This is a genomic window from Coleofasciculus sp. B1-GNL1-01, from assembly GCF_040220235.1.
In the GTDB taxonomy this organism is placed as follows: Bacteria; Cyanobacteriota; Cyanobacteriia; order Cyanobacteriales; family Coleofasciculaceae; genus Coleofasciculus.
The window spans coordinates 36040-50473 of the sequence record NZ_JAVJTO010000015.1 but is presented as its reverse complement, the minus strand read 5'-3'; the positions used below and the strand labels follow the sequence as shown (position 1 = coordinate 50473).

The following is a 14434-nucleotide window of genomic DNA, read 5'->3' as shown; positions in this document are numbered from 1 at the left end:
CCCTAAACCCGCCCCTACACATTAATGTAACCAATCTCGCCCTCTAATCCGTTCGTTGGTCAATCAATATAATCTTATTAATAACGTATATAGGCAGGGCGGGTTTTGTATTATATTTATTATGAAATATCAAATTTAATACCTAAAACCGCCCCAACACAAAAATTAAACCAATCAATCAGTAGAAAAATAAAATACTGCAATCATAAATAAAAAATAAAAAAATAAAGACGAACGTGCGTTTATAAAACACGCAGGGTCTTCATATTTATCTTCTTTTTGTTTGTTGATTGGAGAATCGGCTTTTTTCCCTGCTTGATTGGTTACATTAATGTGTAGGGGCGGGTTTAGGGATTAACTTTGATCGTTCCTACTAACTAGAATACAAAACCCGCCCTGCCTATAAACGTTATGAATAAGATTATATTGATTGACCAACGAACGGATTAGAGGGCGGGTTTTGATATACATCTTATCGACAGTATCCCAAGTGAACGGCTAAACCCGCCTCCTACAGAGTATTTGTAGGAGCAAGCGTCCACAGTTTTAGATTGCCGATCGCCTATTTTTTGGGTAACACTGGATGAGACAATGGCAGAGAAGGATTAAACTATGCTCGTATTTTTTATTCACGGTGTTGCCACGTCCAACGTCAGATATGCCGATCCACTACAACGTCTTATTCAGGAAGAGTTTGACCAAATAGGACAATCTCGTCCCCATTTTTATTCTTGTTTTTGGGCAAATGTCCTAAAAGATGTTGGCAAGATATGGAACTGTATTCATCAAGACTTGCAGGAACTTAAGAAAGAGTATCCCCAAACTAGCCCAGATGATATTTTCCGCTATCGAGAATTTCGCGAAGGATTCCTATCAGAGTTCGGTGGAGATTTTTTAAGTTACCTAAATCCTGAACGGGGTGTTGCTATCAGAAAGCTGATTTTCCAACAGCTAGCCGATTTTCTGACTAAAAATCCTGAAGAAACAGAACTCCATATTATTACTCACTCGCTGGGAAGTGTTATCCTATGGGATATCTTATTTTCCGATAGATTCAGCACTGAAGACCCAGCCTATAATATTCGAGCTATGATTCATGGCTTGAGCCAGTCGGAGTCAAGGAGAAAAGTACATCTCAAAAGCATCACAACTATGGGATCACCCATTTTATTCCTGAATATGATGTTAGAGGTTAGTCCAGATAAACTTAAACAATTTGCCAATTGTTATCCAAACCAACCGTTAAGATGGCGGAATATCATTCATTCCTCCGATTTGGTTGCTTATCCGCTGCGGTCAAGCTTAAATCTCCACCCCTCTGATAACATCTTTTTTCGAGATGAATATATCTCGACTGATGCTAATCTAGCTGAAAAAGTTGCCCGTGCTGTTGGTCAATTTGAAGCAGCACTTGCATTAGGTGTCGCTGATGCTCATGGTTTTTATTGGCATTGTTCTCAAACTGCTAATATAATTACGTCTAATATTCTGGGAAGTCAAGGGATTATCCGAGATGTGATTAATCGTTTAAATAAAGTCCCCGGTATGACAAAAAAATGTTGGATGATAGTCCGATCGACAGAAATTTACAGTCGCTCAATTTTCCAGATAGAAGTGGAACCCTATATCTCATTGTCAATCCGGTTCAAGTTCATCATGTCTATGTTTATGATGATCAAGATAACTGTAAATTTGCTGGATATGTAGGTTGGATGCACACTGATGGATTAAAACAAGAAGTTGAATGGATTAAAATAAATTTGTGCCAAGTTATGGAATAATCCTTATCCTAAGGATAAACAGTCAGGAGCGCTAAATGACACAACGCCATTTTCCAGGGGATAGGTTAGCCACAAGAGCAAATGATAACGATGATGACGAAGATCTATTTGAGTATTTCTATGATGAGCCGGGGAGTTTACCGGGAACCTTAAGCATTGATGAGGATGCTTGTCCGTCATTCATCGTTCTGATTGATTACAACGAAAGCCACGCCAATCGTGTAACCAATTTAACCGCAGATGCTTGTACTCCTTACCTGACGAGTGACTCCGTATCTTGGCTAGATATTCAGGGGTTAGGGAGTGAAGATCTATTATTAGGCTTGGGGCGAATTGTGGGGTTACATCCCTTACTCTTGGAAGATGTGGTTAATGTTCCTCAACGCCCAAAAGTGGAGGATTACAGCGATCAGTTATTAATTATAGCCCAGATGGTCATGCCTAAACCCACAGAAGATGGGTTTTGGATTGAGCAAGTGAGTTTTGTCTTAGGGAAATCCTATTTACTGACCTTTCAGGAGGAACCCGAACGGGATTGTTTTGAACCAGTACGCGCTCGAATTCGGGGACATAAAGGTAAAATACGGCAAGCGGGTGCGGATTATCTGGCGTATACGCTCTTGGATGCGATCATTGATGGGTTTTTTCCAGTGCTGGAAGACTATGGGGAACGCATCGAAGCGTTAGAGGATGAAGTGATTCTCAACCCTAATCACCAAACCCTGGAGAAAATTTACCAGGTTCGGCGGGAATTACTGGCGTTACGCCGTTCAATTTGGCCCCAACGCAGTGCGATTAATGCATTAATTCGCGACGGTAGCCATTTGATTAGTTCAGATGTTCGCATTTATCTGCGGGACTGTTATGACCACACAATTCAGGTACTTGATATGGTAGAAACCTATCGGGAATTGGCGTCGGGTTTAATGGATGTTTACTTGTCCTCCGTCAGCAATAAAATGAATGAGGTGATGAAAGTCTTGACCGTAATGTCAACGGTTTTCATTCCGATCACCTTTATCGCAGGAGTTTATGGGATGAACTTCCAATATATGCCAGAATTAACCTGGCGTTGGGGATACTTTATCTGTTGGGGCGTGATGATCGCGATCGCGGCGTCTTTATGCTTCTTTTTCTGGCGTCGCGGCTGGTTCGAGGATTCTCGCTTTGCCAAACATGATTAAGGTTGAGTGCTGACGACTAATAACGGATCATGGCTTTGCTTGCTTTTGTGTATTAATTAGGAGTCTTGGGGTTTATGGATTTTGCGACAGAATTAGCCCGAAATATATTAGTTTTAACCGTTTACTTTATTGTTGTTGCCTTGGTTTTTAACCAAGCCTTTCAGTCCTTAGATAAGCTGGTGAAATTTGAAACCGATGCGGCTTATCTAAATCAAGAGTTGTCAAAATATCAGCTACAGGACTTTCTAGTCATAAAATTCTCCTTTGCCGATAAATACGAATTGGATGAACTGAAACGATTATCCATGAGTATTGAAAATAAATCCAAAGATGTTTTCGTAGAAATTGATTGGAAACAGTGTTTTATCAGTGATTTCGATAAGCGCATTCGGCGAGCCATCCGCGTGATTCCCGGCAAAAATGAGGCAGCCTCTCAATCACCAAGTACAATTCTTCCGGGTCAAACCCTAAAAGAAGAGATTAGCGATGAAAAGATAGGGTCTCCTCTTGTTTCCCCTAAAAACCTACAAGCAGCGGCTGACAAAAACGACTATTTTTACTTGCGTTTATTCCTAAAGATATCGGAAGCAAATACAAAAGGACGTACCTGCAACCTACGCTGTCAGTTCATCGCCAAAAATCTGTCCTGGCAAAAAGCACTGGTTCTCGCCTTACAACCCAAATAATTACGGTGTTCCACCCCAATAAATAGCCCCCGGCGATTAAAATAGATCACTAAGGAGAGAGTCGGCGCAGGTGGTTGCGGATTCACCTAAGTGGTGAATCTGAGGAAAGTCCGGGCTCCCGAAAGACCACACTTGCTGGGTAACGCCCAGTGCGGGTGACCGTGAGGATAGTGCCACAGAAACATACCGCCAATTCGTCATCAGTCACCAGTCTTATGTCTGGAATCAAGGACATAAGACAAAGGACATAAGATGAATTGGTAAGGGTGCAAAGGTGCGGTAAGAGCGCACCAGCAGCATCGAGAGGTGCTGGCTCGGTAAACCCCGGTTGGGTGCAAGGTCGTTAGGAACTACGGTTGGTCTTTTACCAGTTCCTGCTTCAAGAGCCGCTAGAGGCGTCTGGTAACAGGCGTCCCAGATAGATAACCACCCTCCTAGTGATATAGGAGAACAGAACCCGGCTTATGTCCGACTCTCTCCCTTCTAGTCATAAGTTTATTGTAGGGGCGGGTTTAGGGACTCAAGCTAGCTTGTCACTAATAACTGAACAACAAAACCCGCCCTTATTCATGGACTCCTCCCCATACATAAATGACAGGGGGTTCCGTCTATCCCCTTACCAATCCGTTTTTTCGATGACCATTGACTCCAGACGACACAAACAACTGCAAAAATTAGTGCAAAAGCTCGGATTACTGGATAATGCGCCTGTTCAATGGGATAAGCTTGACTTGGCGCTAACTCATCCCAGTATGTCCCGTGATGTGAACTATGATCAGTTGGAGTTTGTCGGGGATGCTGTGGTGCGAATGGCTGCCTCAGAGTTATTATTTGAAACCTATCCCAACGCTTCCGTGGGTGACTTTGCGGCAATTCGCTCCGTGTTGGTGAGCGATCGCGTCTTGGCTCAATTGGCTCAAGAGTATGGGCTGGAGCGATACTTGCTCCTGGCTCCCAGCGCGGCGGCTGATCCGAGGGGTGAAATGTCACGGCTGGCTGATGCCTTTGAAGCGATAGTCGGCGCACTCTATCTGAGTACCCATACCTTAGAATTAATTCGTCCTTGGCTTGATCCTCATTTTCAGCGATTGACTGAAGATATTCTTAAAGATCCCGCCCGCCAAAACTATAAAGATGCTCTCCAAGAATGGACTCAAGCTCACTATAAATCGTTACCCCAATATCGCCTTACCGAAACCAATCCCATAGAGGGAGACGAGAATCGTTTTACTGCCCAAGTTTGGTTTCAAGGTCAACAATTGGGTCAAGGACAAGGACGCTCTAAAAAAGCGGCAGAACAAGCCGCCGCTAAAGCAGCATTGGCTAAAGTGATTGGTGATTAGTGATTGATCAACTAATCTGTTGGGTCGGTAATTCATAATTTAGAGGGGGCGGGTTTAGTGACATTAGGGTGAAAAAAAACGATAATAGTGAAACCCGCCCCTACAGATTCAAAAATTCTATGAAGACTAAAATTGCCGTATTGGGAGCAGGACGTTGGGGTACGCATTTGGTGCGGAATTTCGCGTCACATCCAGATGCTCAACTGGTAGCGGTGGTTGATTCCTCTAGGGAACGCTTAACTCAGCTTAAAGAACGGTTGAAACTGAATGACACCGTGGTTCTGGCAGACAATTGGCAATCGATACGTTCCCAGATAGAATGCGATGCGGTGGTGATCGCGACTCCGGCGGTGACTCATTATTCCCTGATTCAAGACGCCCTACAGCAAGGATTCCATGTGCTAGCCGAAAAGCCGCTAACACTGGATGCGGCTGAATGTCAACAGTTGTCTGATTTAGCCCGTCAACAGCAGCGCCAATTGATGGTGGATCACACCTATTTATTTCATCCGGCTGTTGAGCAGGGTAAAGCGGTGGTGCAATCGGGATGTTTAGGAGAATTGCGCTATGGCTACGCGGCTCGGACGAATCTAGGACCCGTGCGTCAGGATGTAGACGCGCTGTGGGATTTAGCCATTCATGATATCGCGATCTTCAATACCTGGTTAGGTGAGCAACCTGTGCAAGTTCAAGCCACGGGACGGGTATGGTTACAACGGCAAGAGGGATCTGTAGGGGCGAGTTTAACAGATAATGTCACTAAACCTGCCCTTCTTGAGGAACAAGATTTAGCCGATTTTGTTTATATTATTTTGACGTACCCGACGGGTTTTCAGGCATATATTCACTTATGTTGGCTTAACCCCGATAAACAACGGCGTCTAGGAGTAGTGGGGAGTCAAGGAACGTTGATTTTTGATGAAATGCAAAATGATGCGCCCTTAACGCTTCAGCATGGGTATTTCGAGCAAAGTGGAGACCTGTTTACACCTGCGGGTTTGCGGCGTGAAGTCATCGAAATCAAGGCGAGTGAACCGTTGGCGGTGGTGTGCGATCGCTTTTTGCAGAGCATCCGCGATAATCAACCTGTATCAGTATCTTCAGGCTGGGTAGCGGCTCAACTGGTCAACATTCTCAGTTGTCTATCCCAGTCTCTCCAACAAGGAGGAACACCGATTAAGGTTCCTCAGTTAGCGGAATGATAGATAACTTAAAAAATTGGGTAGGATGTGGGGTGTCGGGAAAAATTTTCGACCTCAATTTTCTCTGTTAATAAGAGTGTCTTCTGGATTATCTTCAGGAAAAACAACATCTTCATACAGCAAAGAAATAGGGCATCGGAAATCAACGCTAGTTAAATACACCTCTAATTCTGTCCCGCTAGTCGTTGTTTCTTCAAAAGAATAAGCTGTCAATTCCCATTTTCCCATCTCATTGAGTCGGTAGCATTCCACGTTCATTTTATCTGGCTCAATCAGAACATATTCTTTCAAGCTATCAATCCGACGGTAATGCCTAAATTTTTTGCCACGGTCAAAGGCTTCTGTACCCGGTGACAGGACTTCGACAAGCAAACAGGGATGATAGATAATTTTACGCGCTCTTTGGTCTCGCGGATCGCAACTAACCATCACATCTGGATAGTGAAAGGGTCCCTGACGTGAAACTCCTACTTTGGCATCTGCCATAAAGACTTTACAGCCTTTACCCCTCAGGTGATTTTTGAGTGCAGATGTCAGATTTACGGCAATAGAGTTATGGGAAAGGGTTCCCCCTGTCATCGCCAAAACCTTGCCATTAATATATTCGTACTTAATGGCTTGTTGTTCTTCCCATTCCAGATACTCTTGAGGAGTTATTCGTTGATTTTGGAGTTGAGCAACCATTGAAAATGTTTTAAATATGACTATAGTAAACTATCAATCCGTTATTAATTTGCCGTTAATCTCGCCAATTGAATCCTGATGTTTAGGCAATTCTGTTGATACTTGTGAGGGTGGCTCACTGTCAAGTTGCTCATCCGTATCCTGTCCCTTTGTTTCGACAAGCGGTAAGCTAATGTTCACCGTCGTTCCCTGACCTTCTCCAGCACTAAAAAGGGTAATTGTCCCCCCCATCAATTCGATCAAGTTGCGGGAAATAGCCAGACCGAGACCTGTACCACCATACTTGCGCGTAGTTGAGCCATCTACCATGACAAAGGGACGAAATAGTTTAGCCTGTTGCACCGGATCGATGCCAATTCCCGTATCTTTAACTGTGACAACAACTTGTGCAGGAAACAACTCTCCATTTTCATGATTTTCAGTAACTTGTTTATTACTGGGAATCGTGGAGACGCTAGCAACAGATGTAGAATCATCAGCACTCACTAAGGGTTCGGTCTTATCACTGCCTGTTTCAATCTGTGTACTGACTGTAATGCTGCCCGAATCAGTAAACTTTGCCGAGTTACCAATGACATTAATTAGGACTTGCTTCAGTTTAGCGGGATCGGCAATAACGGGAAGTTTTTCATGCAAGTTTTTTGTGTTGAATTCGAGTCCCTTCGATTTAATAGAAACTGCCTGTAAGTGAATTACTTCATCAATCAGTTGACGCAGATCGATCAGTTCAACTTCAACGGAAAGTTTCCCTGACTCAAGTTTTGCCAGGTCTAAAACATCATTAATAATGTTCAACAAATGAATAGCCGCTTCATCGGCTCGTTGCAAAAAGTCAAGTTCTTCCTCGCGGTCATCACAGAAACCATCTTTGACCAGTCGCAGGCAACCAATAATACCATTGAGGGGAGTTCTCAGTTCGTGAGATGTTGTAGCCAGAAACTCATTCTTAAGCTGGTTGGCGGCTTGGGCTTCTTTCCAGGCGGCTTCGAGTTCTTCTGCCCAATGTTTGAGGCGCTCAAACATGCCATCCAGGGCTTCGGCTAATTGGTTAATTTCTCGAATTTTGAAGGTATGAGGAATGCGATAATTCGAGTGAAGCTGGGATTCATGCAAGGCGCAATCTCTGAGTTTTTCTAAGGGACGGGCGAGGTCACGGGAAATGTAAATTGTGGCTAAAATACTGGCAGCAATTAAGCCACAGGTGAGGATAAACAAAACTTGGCGGATATCCTGAAGACCGATCAGCGCACTCTCCAAGGGGGTAACAGCGAGAATAATCCATTGCTGGTCAGATTGGTCGCTAATCGGACTTTCAATCGCTGTATAGCCAGCGACATATTCCTGACCATCCACGGCAAGATGGATAAAGGACTCACGACCTGCGATCGCGTCTTCGACCAGACTCTCAAGTCTTGAAGAATCCAGTTCTTGGTTGATATTGCGTCCCACTTGCTGGGCGATGGGATGCACCAGAATTTTACCCGCTTGGGTAATCACCACGGGTTCACCAGATAGGGAACCAGGCTTGATAGATTTGGATTGGAGTAAGGATGAGCATAAGCTCAAAGCATATTGGAGTTGACCCTCAGCGTTATAAACGGGCGCACTCAACAGAATCGGGAGTTGACTTTTGTCTGAGATGGCTTCAGTTTCGTTTGTAGCAGGGGTTGAGGGTGCTAGCGGAGGTAGCACTGTAACCTCAATTTGAGACGGATCGACAGAAACCTCATCTTCCTGGCTGGACCATTTTGAGATCACTTGCTGGCTGACGAGTAAGGGTTGATTACAGGTACTGCTCACGATATCTTGAGTCTGGATATCACTCAACTGCACGCAATTGATCGGGGTTGGGAGTTGTTGAGCCAGTTGGTTGATAAATTGTTGATAGCCTGTCGATGATTGAGATTGAAAGACTATGGCTTGGCTAGCGGTCAGCAGGTTGGCTTGTAACGCTGAGATCGACTCTTGAATGCTTTCTGCTTTTCTCACAGCACTTTCGGTTAAATTTTGACGCGCTGTGTCTAGAAGCGTTGAGCGTGCTTTTCTGTAGGTCACATAAACTCCCAATAGTAACACTGGCACGCTGAGTAACAACAGGCGTGACAGCAAAACACGACGAAAGGAGGATTGACCTGGCTTAGCCATAAGATACGCTGGTGTGATTACAGAAGAAAAGGCGGTAGAAAGAGTAATCGTTATACAGTTTACGAGTCACGGAGTTTCCTTGAAAACCCCTTATCTCTATCCTAGAACGATTCATAAGCTCTTTCGATTGTTTTGATAGAGTGCCACACATGCAGACGATCCTGGGGTGAATTGCGCCAAAATAGTGATCATTCTTTTTCTTGGGTCTAGACAACTATGCCGGAAACGTCTGCTATCAATCGACCCCATACTACAGTCGTTCTGGCTATGAGTGCCGATGGCAAGATTGCGGACGTGACGCGATCGCCTGCCCGATTCTCATCGCCTGCTGATCAAGCCCATCTGGAAAATCAGGTGGCACTAGCGGATGGGGTTTTGTTCGGTGCAGGGACTCTCCGGGCTTATGGTACCACTCGTAGTGTCTCAAATCCCCAGTTACAGCAACAGCGTCAACAACGGGGCTTACCCATCCAACCTGTACAGATTGTTTGCTCCCGTCTAGCTCAATTCGATCCACAATTACGCTTTTTTCGCCAAAACGTACCCCGTTGGCTGTTGACGACAGAGGCGGGTGCTAAACCTTGGCGGGACAAGTCGGATTATTTTGAGCGGATTTTGGTGGTGAATGCCTCTAGGGATGGGATAAATTGGCATGACACTTATCAACAGCTCAACCAATTGGGCATCCAACGGCTTGCTGTCTTAGGGGGGGGGAACTTAGTGGCATCTCTACTGGCGGCTGATTTAATCGATGAACTCTGGTTCACAGTTTGTCCACTGATTTTAGGGGGTGCAGCTGCCCCAACATCCGTTCAGGGGGCTGGTTTTTCGCAGCAATTGGCGAAGCGTTTAGAACTTTTGGCGGTTGAGAGGATTGACCAAGAGTTATTTCTGCACTATCGGTTGGTCAATCGGTCAAAATAAATTCTATTATGTTAACTTATGTAAATAACCCCTCCGTACCTTACCAATGACATAGAGCAAATTGTAAATAACGATCTTCACCGTTCATTTCAATAGTGCAGACCTAATTATAGACTTTCCCAATGGTTCACCAACCGCAGACTGACTATTCCGTTAACTGGGTTAACCGGATGGCTGATATTCCCCAAGCAGCTTGGGATGCCCTTGCCCAACCCCTGAAAACACCATTTCTGGAATGGGATTGGTTGAATAATTTAGAAACATCGGGAAGTGCGACATCTAAAACCGGCTGGTTGCCCAATCACCTAACAGTATGGCAAAACCGACAGCTTATTGCGGCTGCGCCCTTCTATATTAAAGGTCATAGCTATGGAGAATTTGTCTTTGACCACCAATGGGCAGATCTATCCCATCGTTTAGGCGTTCGCTACTATCCCAAACTGTTAGGAATGACGCCGTTTACCCCAGCAGGCGGTTACCGATTTTTAATTGCACCTGGAGAAGATGAAGATGAACTCACTGAGATTATGGTGAGTGCCATTGATCACTTTTGCGGGGATAACCGGATTAGTGGCTGTCATTTTCTCTTTGTTGACCCTGAATGGCGACAGGTGATGGAACGCCATGGTTTCACAAGCTGGTTGCATCACAGTTATATTTGGCAGAATAAAGGGTTTAGTAGCTTTGATGATTATCTGAGTATCTTTAACGCCAATCAGCGCCGTAATATTAAGCGGGAACGTAAAGCGGTGACTAAAGCCGGACTGCGTTTGATTCCTTTAGTCGGGGATGATATTCCCAAATCATTATTTCCCCTGATTTATAACTTCTATAGCAGCACCTGCGATAAGTTTTTTTGGGGCAGTAAGTATCTGACGCGCCAGTTTTTTGAACAGTTGTATCCCGACTATCGTCATCGTGTGGTATTGGTGGCGGCTTATCGAGACGGTGATGACCGACATCCCGTGGGGATGTCGTTTTGTATTAATAAGGGTGATCAGTTGTATGGGCGCTATTGGGGCTGTTTTGAGGAATATGACTGCCTGCATTTCGATGCGTGCTATTACACCCCGATAGAATGGGCGATCGCGAATGGGGTTAAGATGTTTGATCCAGGTGCTGGGGGACGCCACAAGAGACGGCGAGGATTTCCCGCGACACCGAATCACAGTCTGCACCGATTTTATAATCAACGCCTGATGCAAATTTTGCGCCACTATATAGGTGAGGTGAATGAAATGGAACAGGAAGAAATCGACGCGATCAATAATGATTTACCCTTTACAAAACGAGATATTCAATTTTTGGTTCAGGAGTGATAAGTAGCCGGACTTTCATTAAAGTTAATGGTTGAGATTAGGGAACAGGGAACACCTCGACTTACTTCGGCTTACTTCGGACTTCGGCGTGAGCGCTCAGTCGAACGCTTCGCTCAGTAACACGCTCAGTAACACGCTCGGTGTGTCACAGGGAACAGTAAGAATTTGAGATTTCCCTCTACCTTCTTCAACATGTCCAAGCACGATAGTATTCAAGAAGGGAAGCATTGAGCCAAAATCAAGATGAACCAAACAGTAGAAGACCTGCGTACTATTGATGACAAACTGTCGAAACGAGAAATTGCACTTGATCCCGGTGGATATTTTATTATCTACCTCGACCGGGATGCACGGTTAATTTGTGCCAAACATTTCACCAATGTGATTGATGATCGCGGTTTAGCCGTTGACCCCGAAACCGGGAAACCGATTCCCGCACGAGGTAAGGTTGAACGGACTCATACGACTTTGTTTACAGGTAGAACCGCCAAGGAACTTTGTGTGGTGATTTTTGAGCAAACCCAGCCCTGTCCAGTCACGATGTTGGATCATGCGGCTTATTTAGGACGGGAGTTTATGCGGGCTGAGTATGCTTTAATTTCTGGACAGGAGTATGTTCAGGATTAGTGCCTTACAGTAAAGGCTTCTGATCATCTCTTAGAGAACAGGGAACACCTCGGCTTCGCTCGGTGTGTCACAGGGAACAGTAACAAATGACAAATGACAAATGACGAACTTAACCAGAGAAGCCCTGATAAAAGAAATAGGTTGCCATCGGTACCACTGTCGCGACAACCAATAGTACAACAACCCAGATGGTCGAGTTTTTGGTGTCAGTTTCTTCTGCGCTGGTAAATGTGCCTTCAACCTGAACCGTTTCTTCTACAACTGGAGGACCGGGATCAGGTTGACCCGATAGCACAGCCACTAAGCGATCGCTAGCCTCTAAAAAAGACTTATTGTACTTGTTACCCTCCCGTAAGGGGACTGTCATTGTTTCCGAGGCGACACTCTCGGCAATTTCGTCGGGCATAACTGACTTGACGTTTTCCCCAGTAACAATGGCAGTATTATTAGTCAGGGTATCGATAAGCAGCAAGGTTTGATTCGCTTGGGCTTCCGGTGTCGGATACCATTTTTTGAATAGGGCTTTAGCAAAGCTGTCTACAGTTTCACCGTAGTCTAAACGGCGAACTGTCACAAATCTGACTTCCTTGTCGGTTTTCTGGGCTAAGTCTTCCAAGCTTTTGCTCAACTTGCCTTCACTCAGGCGGCTGAGTACGTCAGCTTGATCAATCACCCACGTTGGTTCACCCGCGTTGACATTGGGCATTTGGTAGACGTTTACAGCGTTGGCAGGTGTAGCCATCAATCCGCTAACTAAAACGCCCAGTAATAGCGGTAGTATTAGACGTTTCAGGTTTTTGTATAGTTGATTGAAGATTTGTCTCATTTACTGACTCTTGAGATGACTGTTTTTTTCAAAATACTACTACACTCTAGTGAACGACCGACATCTAGCTCATGTCTTGACATATAACCATAGTTGTGCAATATAGATCCCTGATTTCTCCAAGAAGTCAGGGGTTTTGGTCGGTGGACGCAGACGATGATTCGCGCCGATTACTCCCTAGAGACACGGCAGTGTTATATCCTTAAGCTCTAACTAATTTGATGAAGTTTTTTAAAGGTCTTCCCATATTGTGCCATGGGATTACCCCTCTCTGCTTACAATGTTAAGTCAGGTATTTTTGTAAACATTCAGAGTGAGAGGCAACATCTAGATGGCAGATGCAAGAAATATGGAAATGGTAAAGCCCTACCATGGAGACCCCTTTGTGGGTCATTTATCGACTCCAATCAGCGATTCAGCGTTTACCCGGGCATTCATTGGCAATCTGCCCGCTTATCGTAAAGGGCTATCCCCATTCCTGCGAGGTTTGGAAATTGGCATGGCTCATGGTTACTTCTTAGTTGGTCCTGAAGTTGTGTTTGGCGCACTGCGGGATTACCCAGAAGCGCGTTATCTAGGCGGCTTAGTCACTGCTTTGGTTATCGTGCTACTGGGAACCGCCGGAATGGCAGCTTGGGGATTAGTGTCGCTCAAAAGCGCCGCCGAAAGCGCTCCGAGTACAGAACGACTCAAAACGTCTGAAGGCTGGAGTGAATTTGCAGGTGGATTCTTTGTTGGAGGTATGGGAGGCGCTTTCGTGGCTTACTTCCTCCTGGAGAATTTTGAGACTGTGGATGCCATTTTCCGGGGTTTTGTGAATAACTAACTCCATTGGGTTCACAAATTGAGTAATATTTGTCTTGAACTCTTGTAAATTTAGATAGGACAATTTGACATGACTGGTTCTTATGCAGCTTCGTTCTTGCCTTGGATTCTGATTCCCGTCGTTTGTTGGCTCATGCCTGCTGTGCTGATGGGACTTCTGTTCATCTACATTGAAAGTGACGCCTAAGCAGGTCGTTTTTCAACGTTGAGTTAAATGGGTCGTGTGGGTGTTTCGTTCGCATTGTCAGCAAAACACCCACACGACAAAGTTCCATTAATGGGGAGATTTGGAAGTCCTGTCTCTTGGTTTAGACTCGGCTTGAGAATCTTTATCCTTCCGGATGATTTAACCTCCTAAAGATAATATCTCATAACTTTTGTCACTACTTTGGAGATCCTTTTTAGGCTTGATTTGTAACTCTTCGCGTTTACTATGATGGAAAGTGACAACCACAGTGTATTCATCTCTAGTGCAAGAAACTTCAAAACTATACTTTGGATACAGTGACTTGAGATGATTTTTCCACATTTGTTTGATGACTTGACCCAAATAAAACAAGTTATCAATTCCAGCAGATTCTGAACCAGGAAGCAAATCATCAATATGCTGATGGTTCATTACCTGCTCAATCGAGGCAATATTATCTCCGAGTTGTGCTTTCCACTGCTCGTAAATTTCTAAATTAAAGGCTTCTGATAAAAAAATACCTCCCTCATGTTCAACAAAGTCAGGTAAAAAGACTTTGGTGAAGGCTAAAGCAACTTCAATATTAGAGACTCCAGCCAGATAATCCCAGAGAGAAAAATCATCGCCGTTAATTTGTTTCCACTGCTGGAAATCGCTCATCTGAGTTGTATTTAAGGATAGGTGCTGGGTTTCCATGATTT

At 44.6% G+C, this 14434-nt stretch carries 14 protein-coding genes and 1 other RNA gene; 11 read left to right on the top strand and 4 right to left on the bottom strand.

Features of this window, described 5'->3' with window-relative positions:
* The first annotated feature begins 612 nt into the window (after positions 1–612).
* From RID53_RS03355 to RID53_RS03330, 6 genes are all read left to right on the top strand, one after another.
* Positions 613–1707, top strand: a complete 1095-nt coding sequence (locus RID53_RS03355) for a hypothetical protein (RefSeq protein ID WP_446386769.1) — start codon at positions 613–615, stop codon at positions 1705–1707.
* A 109-nt stretch (positions 1708–1816) separates the two neighbouring features.
* Positions 1817–2965, top strand: a complete 1149-nt coding sequence (gene corA / locus RID53_RS03350; RefSeq protein ID WP_446386768.1) for a magnesium/cobalt transporter CorA — start codon at positions 1817–1819, stop codon at positions 2963–2965.
* Between the two features lie 74 nt (positions 2966–3039).
* A complete protein-coding gene (locus RID53_RS03345) occupies positions 3040–3651 on the top strand; it encodes a hypothetical protein (RefSeq protein WP_446386767.1) in 612 nt (203 codons plus the stop codon).
* Positions 3652–3708: 57 nt separating this feature from the next.
* Positions 3709–4131: RNase P RNA component class A (gene rnpB / locus RID53_RS03340), an RNA gene on the top strand.
* A 155-nt stretch (positions 4132–4286) separates the two neighbouring features.
* Positions 4287–4994, top strand: a complete 708-nt coding sequence (gene rnc, locus RID53_RS03335) for a ribonuclease III (protein WP_446386766.1) — start codon at positions 4287–4289, stop codon at positions 4992–4994.
* Positions 4995–5113: 119 nt separating this feature from the next.
* Positions 5114–6196, top strand: a complete 1083-nt coding sequence (locus RID53_RS03330; RefSeq protein WP_446386765.1) for a Gfo/Idh/MocA family protein — start codon at positions 5114–5116, stop codon at positions 6194–6196.
* A 54-nt stretch (positions 6197–6250) separates the two neighbouring features.
* Here the strand turns inward: RID53_RS03330 and RID53_RS03325 are convergent, their stop codons facing one another.
* Together RID53_RS03325 and RID53_RS03320 are read right to left on the bottom strand one after the other, a co-directional pair.
* Positions 6251–6880: a Uma2 family endonuclease gene (locus tag RID53_RS03325; RefSeq protein WP_446386764.1), complete on the bottom strand. Its 630-nt coding sequence runs from the start codon at positions 6878–6880 to the stop codon at positions 6251–6253.
* A 33-nt stretch (positions 6881–6913) separates the two neighbouring features.
* Positions 6914–9025 (bottom strand): ATP-binding protein, encoded by a 2112-nt coding sequence (locus RID53_RS03320; protein ID WP_446386763.1) that lies wholly within the window; start codon positions 9023–9025, stop codon positions 6914–6916.
* Positions 9026–9241: 216 nt separating this feature from the next.
* On the opposite strand from RID53_RS03320, the gene RID53_RS03315 reads away from it, so the two are divergent.
* The 3 genes from RID53_RS03315 (at position 9242) to RID53_RS03305 (ending at position 11895) form a co-directional block, all read left to right on the top strand.
* Positions 9242–9949, top strand: coding sequence for a RibD family protein (locus RID53_RS03315; protein WP_446386762.1), 708 nt, complete (start codon positions 9242–9244; stop codon positions 9947–9949).
* 122 nt (positions 9950–10071) lie between these two features.
* Positions 10072–11268 carry a GNAT family N-acetyltransferase gene (locus RID53_RS03310; RefSeq protein ID WP_446386761.1) on the top strand — a complete coding sequence of 399 codons (1197 nt, stop codon included), beginning with the start codon at positions 10072–10074 and terminating at the stop codon, positions 11266–11268.
* Positions 11269–11511: 243 nt separating this feature from the next.
* Positions 11512–11895 (top strand): DUF4346 domain-containing protein, encoded by a 384-nt coding sequence (locus RID53_RS03305; protein ID WP_446386760.1) that lies wholly within the window; start codon positions 11512–11514, stop codon positions 11893–11895.
* 109 nt (positions 11896–12004) lie between these two features.
* On the opposite strand, the gene psb32 is transcribed toward RID53_RS03305, so the two are convergent.
* Positions 12005–12721: a photosystem II repair protein Psb32 gene (psb32, locus tag RID53_RS03300; RefSeq protein WP_446386759.1), complete on the bottom strand. Its 717-nt coding sequence runs from the start codon at positions 12719–12721 to the stop codon at positions 12005–12007.
* Between the two features lie 331 nt (positions 12722–13052).
* Here psb32 and RID53_RS03295 point away from each other — a divergent pair, with 331 nt between their 5' ends.
* Positions 13053–13547 (top strand): photosystem I reaction center protein subunit XI, encoded by a 495-nt coding sequence (locus RID53_RS03295; protein ID WP_446372982.1) that lies wholly within the window; start codon positions 13053–13055, stop codon positions 13545–13547.
* A 69-nt stretch (positions 13548–13616) separates the two neighbouring features.
* Positions 13617–13733, top strand: coding sequence for a photosystem I reaction center subunit VIII (locus tag RID53_RS03290; protein ID WP_446372983.1), 117 nt, complete (start codon positions 13617–13619; stop codon positions 13731–13733).
* 159 nt (positions 13734–13892) lie between these two features.
* Here the strand turns inward: RID53_RS03290 and RID53_RS03285 are convergent, their stop codons facing one another.
* A complete protein-coding gene (locus tag RID53_RS03285) occupies positions 13893–14429 on the bottom strand; it encodes a hypothetical protein (RefSeq protein ID WP_446386758.1) in 537 nt (178 codons plus the stop codon).
* Positions 14430–14434 lie beyond the last annotated feature (5 nt).

Coding starts and splice junctions, on each gene's coding strand:
- RID53_RS03295 (WP_446372982.1), top strand. CDS start 13,053: ATGGCAGATGCAAGAAATATGGAAATGGTAAAGCCCTACCATGGAGAC.
- RID53_RS03315 (WP_446386762.1), top strand. CDS start 9,242: ATGCCGGAAACGTCTGCTATCAATCGACCCCATACTACAGTCGTTCTG.
- corA (WP_446386768.1), top strand. CDS start 1,817: ATGACACAACGCCATTTTCCAGGGGATAGGTTAGCCACAAGAGCAAAT.
- rnc (WP_446386766.1), top strand. CDS start 4,287: ATGACCATTGACTCCAGACGACACAAACAACTGCAAAAATTAGTGCAA.
- RID53_RS03330 (WP_446386765.1), top strand. CDS start 5,114: ATGAAGACTAAAATTGCCGTATTGGGAGCAGGACGTTGGGGTACGCAT.
- RID53_RS03320 (WP_446386763.1), bottom strand. CDS start 9,025: ATGGCTAAGCCAGGTCAATCCTCCTTTCGTCGTGTTTTGCTGTCACGC.
- RID53_RS03325 (WP_446386764.1), bottom strand. CDS start 6,880: ATGGTTGCTCAACTCCAAAATCAACGAATAACTCCTCAAGAGTATCTG.
- RID53_RS03305 (WP_446386760.1), top strand. CDS start 11,512: ATGAACCAAACAGTAGAAGACCTGCGTACTATTGATGACAAACTGTCG.
- RID53_RS03345 (WP_446386767.1), top strand. CDS start 3,040: ATGGATTTTGCGACAGAATTAGCCCGAAATATATTAGTTTTAACCGTT.
- psb32 (WP_446386759.1), bottom strand. CDS start 12,721: ATGAGACAAATCTTCAATCAACTATACAAAAACCTGAAACGTCTAATA.
- RID53_RS03355 (WP_446386769.1), top strand. CDS start 613: ATGCTCGTATTTTTTATTCACGGTGTTGCCACGTCCAACGTCAGATAT.
- RID53_RS03310 (WP_446386761.1), top strand. CDS start 10,072: ATGGTTCACCAACCGCAGACTGACTATTCCGTTAACTGGGTTAACCGG.
- RID53_RS03285 (WP_446386758.1), bottom strand. CDS start 14,429: ATGGAAACCCAGCACCTATCCTTAAATACAACTCAGATGAGCGATTTC.
- RID53_RS03290 (WP_446372983.1), top strand. CDS start 13,617: ATGACTGGTTCTTATGCAGCTTCGTTCTTGCCTTGGATTCTGATTCCC.